This is a genomic window from Paenibacillus baimaensis, assembly GCF_025567575.1.
In genome coordinates this window covers 61,949-75,428 of the sequence record NZ_JAOQIO010000103.1, presented here as the reverse complement: position 1 = coordinate 75,428, position 13,480 = coordinate 61,949, and the positions used below count along the sequence as shown (strand labels likewise).

12 protein-coding genes are annotated in these 13,480 nt (G+C 43.7%); 3 read left to right on the top strand and 9 right to left on the bottom strand.

All coding sequences use genetic code 11. From position 1 onward, the window contains the following. From OB236_RS29720 to OB236_RS29710, 3 genes are all read right to left on the bottom strand, one after another. Entirely contained in the window at nt 1–342 is a 342-nt protein-coding gene (locus tag OB236_RS29720) for a hypothetical protein (protein WP_240416418.1), read from the bottom strand. Nucleotides 343–565: 223 nt separating this feature from the next. Further along, nucleotides 566–706 carry a hypothetical protein gene (locus OB236_RS29715; protein WP_179097608.1) on the bottom strand — a complete coding sequence of 47 codons (141 nt, stop codon included), beginning with the start codon at nt 704–706 and terminating at the stop codon, nt 566–568. Between the two features lie 71 nt (nt 707–777). Then, on the bottom strand, nt 778–1,365 hold the full coding sequence (locus OB236_RS29710) for a 3D domain-containing protein (RefSeq protein ID WP_262687177.1): 588 nt from the start codon (nt 1,363–1,365) through the stop codon (nt 778–780). A 315-nt stretch (nt 1,366–1,680) separates the two neighbouring features. On the opposite strand from OB236_RS29710, the gene OB236_RS29705 reads away from it, so the two are divergent. After that, the gene (locus OB236_RS29705) at nt 1,681–2,340 is read left to right on the top strand and encodes an immunity 50 family protein (protein WP_262687176.1); all 660 of its coding nucleotides are present in this window, start codon (nt 1,681–1,683) and stop codon (nt 2,338–2,340) included. 35 nt (nt 2,341–2,375) lie between these two features. Then, a complete protein-coding gene (locus tag OB236_RS29700; protein ID WP_262687174.1) occupies nt 2,376–3,134 on the top strand; it encodes an MBL fold metallo-hydrolase in 759 nt (252 codons plus the stop codon). A 68-nt stretch (nt 3,135–3,202) separates the two neighbouring features. On the opposite strand, the gene thrS is transcribed toward OB236_RS29700, so the two are convergent. Together thrS and ytxC are read right to left on the bottom strand one after the other, a co-directional pair. Beyond that, entirely contained in the window at nt 3,203–5,143 is a 1,941-nt protein-coding gene (gene thrS, locus OB236_RS29695) for a threonine--tRNA ligase (RefSeq protein ID WP_262687173.1), read from the bottom strand. Between the two features lie 427 nt (nt 5,144–5,570). After that, complete coding sequence (gene ytxC, locus OB236_RS29690) at nt 5,571–6,482, bottom strand: putative sporulation protein YtxC (RefSeq protein ID WP_076234625.1); 912 nt, start codon at nt 6,480–6,482, stop codon at nt 5,571–5,573. 132 nt (nt 6,483–6,614) lie between these two features. Between ytxC and OB236_RS29685 the strand changes: the two genes are divergently transcribed. Next, the gene (locus OB236_RS29685; RefSeq protein ID WP_262687171.1) at nt 6,615–7,721 is read left to right on the top strand and encodes a GGDEF domain-containing protein; all 1,107 of its coding nucleotides are present in this window, start codon (nt 6,615–6,617) and stop codon (nt 7,719–7,721) included. Between the two features lie 672 nt (nt 7,722–8,393). Here the strand turns inward: OB236_RS29685 and mqnC are convergent. From mqnC to metA, 4 genes are all read right to left on the bottom strand, one after another. Then, complete coding sequence (gene mqnC, locus OB236_RS29680) at nt 8,394–9,530, bottom strand: cyclic dehypoxanthinyl futalosine synthase (protein ID WP_076236341.1); 1,137 nt, start codon at nt 9,528–9,530, stop codon at nt 8,394–8,396. Between the two features lie 127 nt (nt 9,531–9,657). After that, nucleotides 9,658–11,031 (bottom strand): EAL domain-containing protein, encoded by a 1,374-nt coding sequence (locus tag OB236_RS29675; RefSeq protein ID WP_262687170.1) that lies wholly within the window; start codon nt 11,029–11,031, stop codon nt 9,658–9,660. A 231-nt stretch (nt 11,032–11,262) separates the two neighbouring features. Continuing rightward, nucleotides 11,263–12,453, bottom strand: a complete 1,191-nt coding sequence (locus tag OB236_RS29670; RefSeq protein ID WP_262687169.1) for an aminotransferase class I/II-fold pyridoxal phosphate-dependent enzyme — start codon at nt 12,451–12,453, stop codon at nt 11,263–11,265. Beyond that, nucleotides 12,450–13,376, bottom strand: a complete 927-nt coding sequence (metA, locus tag OB236_RS29665) for a homoserine O-acetyltransferase MetA (protein ID WP_076236344.1) — start codon at nt 13,374–13,376, stop codon at nt 12,450–12,452. The genes OB236_RS29670 and metA overlap by 4 nt, the downstream gene beginning before the upstream one ends. Nucleotides 13,377–13,480: the final 104 nt, after the last annotated feature.

Sequence of the window (13,480 nt, the reverse complement as noted above, 5' to 3'; positions counted from 1 at the left end):
CTATTGCAATTCCTTGTCCAGATCATAACTGATCGCAATCAAGTCACCCGGATTACTGCTTGTCATAATCGCTTTTGCTTGTTCTAACTCTACACGCAGCTGTCGAATCTGAGCCATCGGTCTTTTTACGTAATGGATATACTCTACCGCCGCATGATGATCAGGCTTTTTCCCTGTAAACATCCGGCGTAAAGATGACATAGACTGATAGCTCCTTTCTTCCATTAGCCTTTTTTTCTCATATCGATCAATGATTTGTTCAATCTCGGCAATTTGAGTTTCCTTACGAGCGATATATGACTCTAAAAAGGGGTATACTTCGGCTGCTTTTCGTTGAATCACTGGAATCGAACTCCCTGTTAATATAGCATTAATCATGGAACATCACCTATCTTTCCATGTGAACTTTCATTACAATATTGTTATTTTACACTAAATTTTCAGCTTTGAAAACCTCTTTTTTTGAAATCCATCCTCGGAAAATAGCCCTTATCATCTAAAAACAACAAAAAAGCCGGCAAGCTTTCCCTGCCGACTCCTTGTTATTCCGCTATTCCTGTAAACTTTACTTACTACTATTCATATTTGGCTTCGTATTAGTGGTTCCGTTCTGAGAACCTGCAGCTGTACTATTGCCGTTTTTGGCTAGAATTTCTTGAGAAAACTCGGTATCATTTTGTTGCTTCTTATTTTTGTTTTTTGCCATGGATGATCACCTCCCGTACAAACATAGTATGGGTAGCGAGGTAATTTTTTATGTTATCATTTTTTGGTAACTCATAGCAATAATTCGTCCTCTAATTGATTCCACATCACTGTCGTTATTTTGCCCTCACCCTTTTTCACGACAAATACATGCAGCGTTTTTTTACCCCATTCTTTATAGACCTGATCCTTTGTTTCAAAATAAAGATCGATCCTGTTTCCTTTGATCGCACTCCCTGTATCCGCAACAACCCCATATCCGTAACCAGGTATGTAGAGCACAGAACCTATCGGGAATACGGTCGGATCGGCCGCGATGGTTGAGAGTGAATTTTTGTTGCGCTGCACCTTTAGGCCAGAGAACGTGACCCCGTATTCGGGATGTCCCGGATTTTTCCCGGTCGATTCCTTCCCCGCAAAATAGCCTGTAGCAATAACCTCTGTCGCTGTGTATTTGGACAAATCCTGATTCAAGTTAGGCAATTTGCTATAGTTGTTCGTACGTGAGTAATTAATCTCAGACGTTTGAATCCCGACTGGTTCCGGTTTCGCCTTCACAGGCCCCGAATCTCTTACCTCCACAGCTGCAACACTGGCAGGCTCCGAATGCGGCTGTTGTATGACAGCCGACTCCATAATACTCCAACTTGAAACTGTCATTTGTTCTTCCTTCTCAAAAATCATGATTAGTAGCATCATAATCGTTGCTACGCAGATCCATTTTGCATGATTTACCGCTTTAGGTAACATACTTGAATATACCACCCCTTACTACAGGAGGTTCTCCAAAATGGAAAAAAAATATACCATTTCGTCAAATCGACTAAAAACTTCCACAAATAAGCATTTTTACTTATTGACAAATAATTATTTTTATGTTATAATATAATATTTTATTATTGACTACTCTCATTCAGTTCACTATTATGATACATAGAGTTCATGGTCTTCGCGACACAACTTGGAGGTGAACGAATGAGAAATGAATGGGTGTGGAACGTTAGCGTTCGAACCGTGGAACGGGAAGAAATCTGTTTTGTCCCAAACACCGATTGGCAGGTGCAGGCACAATGCTTCCGACTACATTTCAACACGGATCTGCCAAATCTACGTGCTCAAGATCAGATTATGATAACCGTTGGTGAATGGGATAAGCCCATCTGGGCAGCTTTTATCGGAACGGCAGTAGCGTGCGGTCCTGATTCCATCCTGCTGTATACGAGCCCCCAATATGAGTCCCATCTATTGAGCGCACGTCGGTTTGAACGCACGTTCTCACCGCTCATGTCCATAAAAGGAGCTCAGAATGTTATCGATAGGTTTGGCTTATTCCCCTCGTTTCATTACGATGAAATTACGAAGGTATGTATGGAAGCCGAGGAACGGCGTAACATACCGAAGAATCTGTCCGTGACGATCAGGCATACATCCACAGGCGGGCTGGAACAGCATTTTGATCTTTATTTCGAAGACATCCAGCAGGAGAACATATCCCCCGCCGAGGAATGCAATATTTGTTTGCAGCTGAGCTTCGCATACGAGGGCGAACATATTCGCGTCCAACTGGATTCCGTATCCGGGTTCGCAGCATCGTTTCTGTGCCACAAAATTTCTGTCCGATTACAAGACACATAGTTCTTAGTTCTTCATTAAATGGTTGGAGGGATACTATGAAAATAGCAGCAGGAATAGCGATGCTCGAAATTTCAGCAGTTGTAATGGGGAAGCTCGACACCATATATCCGACACTATTATGGGACCATCAATCAGCCATATTGGTTGATACAGGTTATCCGGGACAGCTGCCCAAATTTCGTGAAGCTTTGGAACAAGAGGATGTGTCCTGGGATCGGCTCAATCATATTATTATTACGCATCAGGACATAGATCATATCGGCAGTTTAGCCAATATATTAGCAGACAGCCCTCAAACCATTACAGTCTCAGCCAACAAGCTGGAACAGCCGTACATCCAAGGCGAAAAGCAATTATTAAAGATTACACCGGAAGCTATCGAGCTTGCTGTCGCATCCTTGCCAGCGGAGGTACCCTTAGAATGGCGCAAAGCATTCAGATCAGCTCTTGAAAATCCACCAAAAGCTCAGGTCGATAATATCATTCAAAATGAGCAGGAGCTGCCTTACTGTGAGGGTATTATCATTATCGATACTCCCGGCCACACCCCGGGACATATTAGCCTGTATCACAAAGCAAGTAAAACCTTAATTGCAGCCGATGCGCTGGTCGTTATTGATGGACAATTGCAGGGACCGACTCCTGAGCATGCTCTGGATATCAGGCAAGCCATACAATCGCTGCAGAAGCTGGAATCATTTGATATTCAGAACGTCATTTGCTACCATGGCGGGCTACATCAAGGAAACCATATCAATCAGCGAATAAAGCATTTGGCAAGTGTTAGCGTTTAAACATATACAAGCACCAGCAGAAATACAAAACGGACCAGCCCCCTGAAGGATTGGTCCGTTGAGCTTTATTAATCAATAACCTTGTTGCGAATAGCTTCCTCGATCATCGCTACTACACTATCCAAGCTCTGAACACCCAGATCACCTTCGCCGCGTTTACGGACAGATACACTGGAGTTGTTCATTTCATTTTCACCTACAACGAGCATATAAGGGATTTTCTCCAGCTGCGCCTCACGGATTTTATAACCCAGCTTTTCATTACGCAAATCAGATTCAACACGAACACCAGCCAGTTGAAGCTTTTCTTCGACTTTCTTGGCATAATCTTCAAATGCCGTAGAAACAGGAATAACCTTAGCCTGAACCGGAGAAAGCCAAGTCGGCAGTGCACCGGCAAAGTTCTCAAGCAGGAATGCTGTCATCCGCTCCATAGTGGAAATTACGCCACGGTGGATAACGACAGGACGATGCTTTTGACCATCCTCACCCACATATTCGAGCTGGAAGCGCTCAGGCAGCAGGAAGTCAAGCTGAACGGTTCCGAGCGTTTCTTCTTTTTTCAATGCAGTCTTGATCTGCACATCCACTTTCGGTCCGTAGAAAGCCGCTTCGCCTTCTGCTTCAAAGTAAGGAATATTCAACTCCTCAACAACCTCTTTCAGCATACGCTGAGACATTTCCCACATGGCATCGTCGTTAAAATATTTTTCGGTATCTTTAGGATCACGATAGGACAAGCGGAAACGATATTCCTTAATACCAAAATCCTCATACACCTGACGGATCAAAGTAATAACCCGGCTGAACTCTTCCTTGATCTGGTCGGGACGACAGAAAATGTGAGCATCATTCAAATTCATTGCACGCACACGGTGCAAGCCCGTCAGAGCCCCCGACATCTCATAACGATGCATCATCCCAAGCTCGGCCACACGAACAGGCAGGTCGCGATAGCTGCGCATATCGCTCTTATAGATCATCATATGATGCGGACAGTTCATAGGACGAAGCACCAGCTCTTCATTGTCCATAATCATTTTGGGGAACATGTCTTCCTGGTAATGCTCCCAGTGTCCGGAGGTTTTGTACAGCTCCACATTGGCTAGTACTGGCGTGTATACGTGCTGGTAGCCAAGACGCTCTTCCAGATCGACGATATAGCGTTCCATAGTGCGACGCAGCTTGGCTCCATGAGGCAGCCATAATGGCAAGCCTTGTCCAACCTCACGGGAAAAAGTGAACATTTTCAGCTCTTTACCCAGCTTTCGGTGGTCGCGTTTCTTGGCTTCCTCCAGCAGATGCAAATGCTCATCCAGATCGGATTTTTTCAAAAAGGCTGTTCCGTAAATACGTTGCAGCATTTTATTCTTTGCATCACCACGCCAATAAGCACCAGCAACGCTAAGCAGCTTGAACGCTTTAATACGTCCAGTTGAAGGCAAATGTGGGCCGCGGCACAAGTCAAAAAACTCACCTTGATCATAAATAGTCAGCACAGAGTCCTCAGGCAAATCACGGATCAATTCCAGCTTTAAAGGATCTTCCATTTCAGTAAATATACGAATGGCTTCCTCACGACTGACTTCGCGACGACGAATCGGGAAGTTCTCCTGAGCTACCTTTTCCATTTCCTTTTCGATCTTAGTCAGATCCTCTGGGGTAAGCGGCGTTTCCAAATCAATATCATAGTAAAAGCCATCCTCAATTACAGGACCGATACCCAGTTTAACAACCTTTTCACCATAAATACGTTTGATCGCCTGCGCCATCAGATGCGCTGTACTATGCCGGTATACCTCTAGACCACTCTCGCTGTCCAATACGATAATTTCCAATGCAGCATCCTGTGTGATAGGTGTGTTCAAGTCAACCGATTTGCCATCAATTTTACCAATCACTGCATTTTTCTTCAAACCCGAGCTGATCGAGCCTGCTACCTCTTCAATCGTAGTCCCTTGCTCATACTCCCTAACCGCTCCGTCAGGAAATGTAACCTTTACCGCCATTGATTTGACCTCCTAAAAGTTTTCGCAGAAAACTCGCTTCGTAAGCATCTGCTCTGTTTTCGTAGAAAACTTACTTCGTAAGCATCTACCTGGTTTTCGTAGAAAACTTACTTCGTAAGCATCTACCGTTTTTAGACAACAAAAAAAGCGCATCATATCCCGTAAGGGACGAGAGCGCTTGGTCTCGTGGTTCCACCCTAGTTCAATTCGTCCATAGGTATAAACCCAACCGAACGAATCCTCATAAGCATCCAATAACGGGAATGAGCCGGCCATATTTACTTACGAATCGTCCATTAATCGTTCAATCCGTGTTCCATATCGCAACTACAAAGGGGTAAATGAATGTCGTTAACCGAAGGAGCTTGCAGCCAATGTCTCCTATCTCTGTACAGCACGCCATACATCGTTGTCTTTGATTCTAGTCTTAGCTCTTATTATAATCCGATACCGCAAAACGGTCAAGATTATGACATAATCCGCAATATTCGCACAGTTCAACACGATTTTCAAAAATCTGCGAGATCGTTTGAATAATTTGCAGGTCCGGTTCTCTCGTATGGATGTAGATCAATTGCGGTGATACGGAAATGAGCGTACTTACGATCAAATCTTCAAAATTAACATCTTTCTCCAGCAACTCCATTGTCAAGGTAGCATTCGTATCACTGGTATCTATGGCTTCCATATGGTCATTAAGCAGTTCAAATTCATTGCCGCCTTTATGTATCAGGTGTGCAAATGGAATTTTTGCTTCCTGGATGTATACAAAATATTGCAGCAGTGAAATAAACTCCTTGTACTGCCGATCCATCAAAAACTCATCTACGGCATATTCCACAATTTCACGTAACTCCTGCATATAGTCATTGAAGCGGAAACGCATAAAACCATCCAGATTCAAATCGCTGCAATCCTTCAGCAAGGAGAATAGCTGCTGACTAACCTTAAGCTTACGGCGTGTCCGCATTTCCTGCTGCTCCGGATTATCTTCACTGAGCTCTGGCTTCAGATAACTCAGAATATCCCTGATATCCTCTTCTTTTCCGTAATGGAATTCATCGATAATAAGCTGTCGAATCCGTTTCTCTTCCACATCCTGAATGACCCAATCCGCCGCGGTCTCCGCAGCTAATTGGTACAATGCATCTATTTGTTGCTTTGTGGAAAAACGAGTCCTGTTCCCAGCTGCTTCGATTACTGTATACTCACGATAGCTCGAAAGCTTAACCGAAGCATCCTCCTTGTATGTTTTTCTCAAAGCCGCCGCTAACCGATTTTCTATCTGATTTATGGATGAATCGGGGGTTTGCATAAGAGTAAAGGCGAATAGCTTCATCTCATCCACTCCTTTCTTTCACACTTCTCATGTTAAAGTATATGGTCCCTAGCAGGCATATATACAAACAACAATTTCCCATGGTATAGTTAAGAAATCAGAAAAGTGTAATTAATGGAGTGACTGGAAAACATGGGTTTTGATTTATTCCAATTAATTGATCTACCACGATGGAATCGAAAATTATTAACCGGATTTTGGCTAATTATCGCTTTAGCTATCTTATCAACGTGTGTATACGATGTCATTGCCTGGTTTACCACCACCCTCGCTATCGTCCCCATTATTACTCTGAATACCTTATGGCTGTGCCTTGGCTTGCTAGTCATTGAAGCCGTTCACAAATGGGCAAAGAGAGGTAAAGACTACATCGTTATTATCGGAGCTGCCTTTATTTCCAGCGGACTGATCTACTCATTTCCCCACGTCAATACCTTATTGACTACCTTGTTTCTTCCCATTCTCGTATCCATCTTTTATTTCCAAACCAGCAAAGTGGTATTTTCTTATTTGCTCAGTTTGTCATGCTTTTATGTGCTATATGGAGTATTGGATAAACAAACCACATGGATCATATCGGATATAATCGCGGTTACAGGAGTATTATTGGGGGGCCTAGTAGTAGCACTTGGGATTATGAGCCGCGGCAAGGAACTGCTGAAGCATCTTCAATCCTCGTTGGAATCGGGACAGGACCTGCTAGTTCGCAACGTGATTATGGACAAGCTGGCCAAAACCGATGCACTGACTGATCTGTATAATCATATGTCGTTTCATGAATATCTGGACAAACTGATCGAACAGGGAGAAAGGTATAACTTTTCCTTTCAGCTAGCCTTGTTGGATATCGATCACTTTAAAAAAGTAAATGATACCTTTGGTCACCGGGCAGGAGATGCCGTGTTAAAAAAGGTAGCACTCACCATAAAAACGATGGTTTCCCTAAACGATTTTCCTGCCCGCTATGGTGGTGAGGAATTCGCTATTATTTTTACCGATATGGATCTGCAGGAGGCTACTTTAAACTTAGAGAACATTCGCAAACAAATCGCTGCACAGCCTCATGAGGAGCTGAATGGACAAGCTGTAACGATTAGTATCGGTGTCTATGATTTTCAAAAGGGAATTACGAAAGAAATGCTGTTCAAGGGCACGGACGAGGCCCTGTATGAAGCCAAAAGAAGCGGTCGCAATCAAACAATTATTTGTACAGGTCACAAAAAGGCAACGGTCCAGTAATCGCTGGAGATCGTTGCCTACTTTTTTGTTCACTACAGGCCTGCTTGTATCATCTATAATACTGAACAACCTCATTAGTAACAGCAACCAGCCATGCGACACATGAATAAAAACCAAATAAAAATAACGCGACTTGCATAGTCTCGTAGCAACGATAACATATGTAGAATGAGATAAGTGCAAAAATGAAATACAGAACGATCATTTTTATCTCGTCTCCTTGGCATAAACGCTGTTATAGCAACCATGAATCCTGTCTACAATATATGTATGCTATTTTTTACAAGATTCTACACAATAAGTGATATCCCTGCAATTTGACGTAAATTTAAATAACTTTAGTTAATAAAATCCAGTTTAACAAGTGGTACACATTATTCACTTGTTCAGTTTTCAAATCCAAGTTTCTGCATCATACAATGAACGAAGTCTGATTTTGCATCCGCATATGCCAATTTGTCCGTCACATATATAATGGACAGCTTCTCCTTGAGTTTTTCCTATTGTATCATCTGGATTGTCGCCACGAACACCTCTGGCCAAACGACAAAGAACGCTTATCCATATACCATCCCTCCAGTGGATTCATATAGATAAGCGTTCTAATTTGAACACGTATTTCACGTGATGAAGTTTCTACCCTATTGCGTCCGTACTTCCCTTATCAAGCGTCTAGTTCTGCATCACAAAATCAAAATCGATCTTTTCGTTGACATCATCGAACATACGCAGAATCTCATATTTCGTATTGCGCTGCGCAGGGATTTTGCCTGCCTGACGAATAAGGTCTAGCGTCGATCCGATGTTAACCTTGTGTGTGGTGCCTGCGGCGGATACGACATTTTCTTCAATCATCGTGCTTCCGAAGTCGTTACATCCATAATGGAGCGATTGCTTGCCGACCTCCGGCCCCATCGTCACCCATGACGATTGGAAATTCGGGATATTATCGAGCATGATTCGGCTGATCGCGAGATTTTTCAGGTAAGCCTCGGGACCCAGCTTCTCACCCTTCATGTTGGTGTTATCTGGCTGGAATGTCCAGGAGATAAAGGCCAGGAAGCCTGGTGTATTCCAACCATTGGAGATACAGAGATCTTGTCCGTCACGAACGCGCAGCAAGTGCGTAGCACGCTCCTCAGACGTTTCACCGAAGCCAATAACCATAGTAGCCGTGGAATGCATCCCGATGCGATGTGCAGTTTCCATGACGTCCATCCAATCACGCCAGGAGCCCTTAAGCCGACTGATTTTTCTACGGGTACGATCATCGAGGATTTCAGCTCCGCCGCCTGGCAGGGAGTCCAGACCAGCCGCATGAAGCTCACGAATGACCTCTTCAAGCGTCAGACCGTCCGAGACATCCTTCATTTTCATAATTTCGGCTGGTGAGAAGGAGTGCATCGTAATATCGAAACGTTTCTTGATCTCACGAAGCAGATTTGTATAGTAAGTGAAAGGCAAATTCGGATTTGTTCCACCCTGCATCAATATTTCTGTACCTCTGACATCTAGCGTTTCCTGTATCTTTTGGAAAATCGTTTCATCCGGCAGCACGTAGCCTTCCTTGGAGCCAGGCGCACGGTAGAAAGCACAGAAACGGCAGTATACATCACAGATGTTCGTGTAATTAATATTTCGACCAATAACAAAAGTAGTGATTGGATCTGGATGGTGCTTTAACATGATCTGATTGGCGGCATGGCCCATCTTTTCGATCTGATCGGATTCATATAAGCTTACACAGTCTTCCAGACTGATTCTGTTTCCCGCGACAGCACGATCAAGGATGTGGTCTATGGAACTCATTCTCTGCTCACTCCTTTTGAAGTTTATCATATAACTATCGTATCACAATAAAAAAGCCCCGTCATTAAAAAAGAGCCTGTGAACGAGCAAGCAGTGCTTACCATTCACAAACTTTTCATAGTCATGGTTATGCGATTACGCTGCATATTTGGCGGTTTTGCTGGATTTTTTCCGTAATAGAACGGCATTGCAGCATACGTTCCTGATAAGCAACGATCGGTTCAGGTCTTGCAAAATAAAACCCTTGTCCCATATGTACATGCATTTCATATAAAATATCCGCTTCTCCTTGACTTTCTATACCTTCGGCAATAACCTGGCAGTTTATATTCTCGGCGAATAACAGCAGCGCACGAAGCAGATACTGCTTCACCACGAGTTGATCTATATTTTGAATAACGGATTTATCGATCTTGATGATATCGGGTATAAGCTCGGATATCGATTGCAAGCTGGAGTAACCCGCTCCTGCATCATCCACAGCGAATCGGAAGCCATGCGAGCGGTAGTTCGCCATCAAAGCGCCCATGTAAGCAAAATCGCGAATTGAATGCCGCTCCGTAATCTCCAATATAATCTGCGAAGCCGATATATTATCGTAAGCCGACAAAACCATTAGAAGTTGATTCAAAAATAAAGGATGACATAACGTCACAGGAGTTACATTAATGAATACTTGTTCACGGATGCCACGTTTGCTTATTTCCTCGAACGCTTTTTTCATTACAATAAATTCCATTTTAGACAATAAGTCAGCTTGATAGGCAAAATCAAAAAGCTCTGTAGGCGTATGAAAAACCGAATTCAATGGGCCGCGCGTCAATATCTCCCATCCAAAAATTTCACCGCTGTTCAAACTCATTATCGGTTGAGCCAGCACAGTGATTTTTTCCAGCTCAATAATATCAAGCAGCTCTTGTCTGGACTTGGAAAAGTGTGAAGGCAGCTTCTTTGTCGCAATCGCTAATGCATAATGATAAGAACTGCGAATAGCGGCTTCCGTATTTTCAATATCCATTCCTATGATATGGCATCCGGTTTGAAAGGAATAGATCGTATCCTCATTGGGTCTCATCGGAATACGCAGGCTTTGCTCCAGCTCCTGCCGCATTAAAAGTGCTTTGCGCTGCAAATCGTCAAAGCTAAAGCCAGGATACTCCTTAATAAACATGCAGAAATCATCGCTTGCGAACTGTTTAATGCCTAGAAGGTTCGAGCTTTTGAAGTAACGGGGTAGTATTTCGAGCAGCTTTTCACGTACAAGCTTCTGCAGATTTTGAATATAGGGGTATGGATGAGTAGCAAATAAGTGGTGAAACTCCTCCATATAAAATAAAATCATACCGATGGGCTGCCCTTTTCGACGGTACTGCTTAATCATCGATACAATGGGATCACGGATAGTAAAGTCTGGGGGGAAATATTTCAAAGACTCGTTGGATAAAGGAAGAAGGTACAGGTATTTCAATCTTTCTTTCCACTTCTGTAAGGCAGACTGCATTGTTCTCCCCCTCTGACTAAGGTTGAAATCATTTCAATTATCTAGTTTTGATCATATCATGAATGAACACGGAGTGAATACAAAAAAGCAAAAAATGAAAGCGTTTCTTTGCAAATATTAAAAAAATAGCCAATGAATGTCAACTGTCATTCCATCGGCTACATGAATTGTCATTATTCGACAAAGAATAAGAACTTCTTTATTAACGGCTGCTGCTTAACTTCTCTGCTATCAAGCCCCTTCGATTTCTGCTTGGGCCAAATCAATCGCTCTGGATAAATCCGCAATTAGATCCTCAACATGCTCTATACCTACAGAATAACGCAGTAAACGGTCGTCCAATCCAATTCTTTCACGGATCTCTACCGGAATATCAGCATGCGTCTGTACAGCAGGGTAGGTCATCAACGACTCCACGCCACCAAGGCTTTCGGCAAAAGCAATCAGCTTGATATGGCGAAGAATCGGTTCGACGTATCTGGCATCCTTTAGCTTAAAGGAGAAAATTCCAGCGTTACCTGAGGACTGCTTCTTCTGTATTTCATATCCCGGATGGCTGGTGAGTGCCGGGTAATATACAGAGTCTACACAAGGATGCGTCAATAGAAACTCAGCGATCCGTGTCGCATTATATTGATGGCGCTCCATACGAAGAGCCAATGTTTTCATACCTCTCATCAGTAACCAGCTGTCCTGGGGACCTAATACAGCGCCTATTGAATTATGTAAGAACGCCATTTGCTCAGATAATTGTTGGCCTTTGGTTACGATCAAACCCGCCAGCACATCGTTATGTCCACCCAGATATTTGGTCGCGCTGTGAATAATAATATCCGCCCCAAGCTCAATCGGACGCTGGAAGAACGGGGTTAATAGCGTATTATCAACGATTGTCAGTACATTTTTCTTCTTCGCCCAGCTACATACGAGCTCAAGATCCGTAATCATCATTAAGGGGTTGGTCGGCGTTTCGATCACGATTGCCTTCGTATTCGCGGTAAAGTGCGACTCCAATGCATCCAGATCATTGGTATCTACATAAGAGGCAGTTACACCAAACCGTGACATAATTTTTTCCAGCAACCGATACGTGCCACCGTACAGATCCAGGGATACGATCAGATGATCACCTTGACTGAATAGAGCAAATATCGTTTGCAGGGCCGCCATACCGGAGCTGCAGGCAAAACCCGCGTCTCCGGATTCCAGCTCGGCAATCGCATCCTCAAGTACTTTGCGTGTCGGGTTTTTGGTTCGGGAGTAATCGAACCCCGTGCTTTGTCCCAGCTTCGGATGACGAAACGCCGTAGCTTGGTATACCGGGAAGCTGACAGCTCCCGTTACCGGCTCCTCCTGTGAACCGATTTGTGCTAATCTGCTTTCTATTTTCAATAGCTTATCTTGATCTTGCCCGTTGCTCATATACTATACTCCCCTTTATACAAATCGTATGGTGTCTCTTGATATACATAATAGTTCAACCAGTTGGAAAATAACAAATTGGCGTGTGCCCTCCACGAAACGAGCGGTTCCTTGGTCGGATCATCATTGGGATAGTAGTTTTTAGGAACCGCCACTTCCATGCCTTTATTAATATCACGGTCATATTCATACTTCAGCGTACACGCATCATATTCGGAATGTCCCGTGACGAAGATATGCTTGCCGTCCTGCGTAGCCGCGATGTACACGCCTGCCTCCGGTGATTCGGACAAAATCTCCAAGGCTGCAATCTTCTCGATATCCTCTCTGCGAACCTCCGTATGACGGGATTGAGGCACCCAGAACAGCTCATCGAAGCCGCGCAGCAGCTTTACATTTTGCTTGCTCGTTACGTGTGGGAATACCCCGAACATTTTGCTGTCCAATGGATATTTGGGAACTCCAAAATGATGGTACAAGCCTGCCTGAGCGGCCCAACAAATATGCAAGGTCGAAGTCACATTTTCCGTGCTCCAATCCATAATTTGCTTCAGCTCTTCCCAATAATTCACATCTTCAAATTCCAACTGCTCGACAGGCGCTCCGGTAATGATCAAGCCGTCAAATCTTTCTTTGCGAACATCGTTAAAGGTTTTGTAAAATTGCTCCAGATGCTCAGCAGATGTATTCTTCGAGGTATGCGAACCCGGGTGCAGCAGTACAAATTCCAATTGTACGGGTGTGTTGCCGATCAGACGCAAAATTTGGGTCTCGGTCGTCTCCTTCGTCGGCATCAAGTTCAAAATAGCGATACGCAGAGGACGAATATCCTGATGAAAGGCTTCGGTCTCGCTCATCACAAATATATTTTCGTTCAATAAAATTTCTTTGGCTGGCAAGTGATCAGGGATTTTGATAGGCATGGTAATTCACTCCTTCTTGAGTAAGTAATCGTTTTTTACGCAAAAGGACGCTAAAAAGACCTTTTCGCGCGAACGAGAAAGGCCTTGTTATCAATAACAATGTC

Coding starts and splice junctions, on each gene's coding strand:
- OB236_RS29715 (WP_179097608.1), bottom strand. CDS start 706: ATGGCAAAAAACAAAAATAAGAAGCAACAAAATGATACCGAGTTTTCT.
- OB236_RS29710 (WP_262687177.1), bottom strand. CDS start 1,365: ATGACAGTTTCAAGTTGGAGTATTATGGAGTCGGCTGTCATACAACAG.
- OB236_RS29705 (WP_262687176.1), top strand. CDS start 1,681: ATGAGAAATGAATGGGTGTGGAACGTTAGCGTTCGAACCGTGGAACGG.
- OB236_RS29700 (WP_262687174.1), top strand. CDS start 2,376: ATGAAAATAGCAGCAGGAATAGCGATGCTCGAAATTTCAGCAGTTGTA.
- thrS (WP_262687173.1), bottom strand. CDS start 5,143: ATGGCGGTAAAGGTTACATTTCCTGACGGAGCGGTTAGGGAGTATGAG.
- ytxC (WP_076234625.1), bottom strand. CDS start 6,482: ATGAAGCTATTCGCCTTTACTCTTATGCAAACCCCCGATTCATCCATA.
- OB236_RS29685 (WP_262687171.1), top strand. CDS start 6,615: ATGGGTTTTGATTTATTCCAATTAATTGATCTACCACGATGGAATCGA.
- mqnC (WP_076236341.1), bottom strand. CDS start 9,530: ATGAGTTCCATAGACCACATCCTTGATCGTGCTGTCGCGGGAAACAGA.
- OB236_RS29675 (WP_262687170.1), bottom strand. CDS start 11,031: ATGCAGTCTGCCTTACAGAAGTGGAAAGAAAGATTGAAATACCTGTAC.
- OB236_RS29670 (WP_262687169.1), bottom strand. CDS start 12,453: ATGAGCAACGGGCAAGATCAAGATAAGCTATTGAAAATAGAAAGCAGA.
- metA (WP_076236344.1), bottom strand. CDS start 13,376: ATGCCTATCAAAATCCCTGATCACTTGCCAGCCAAAGAAATTTTATTG.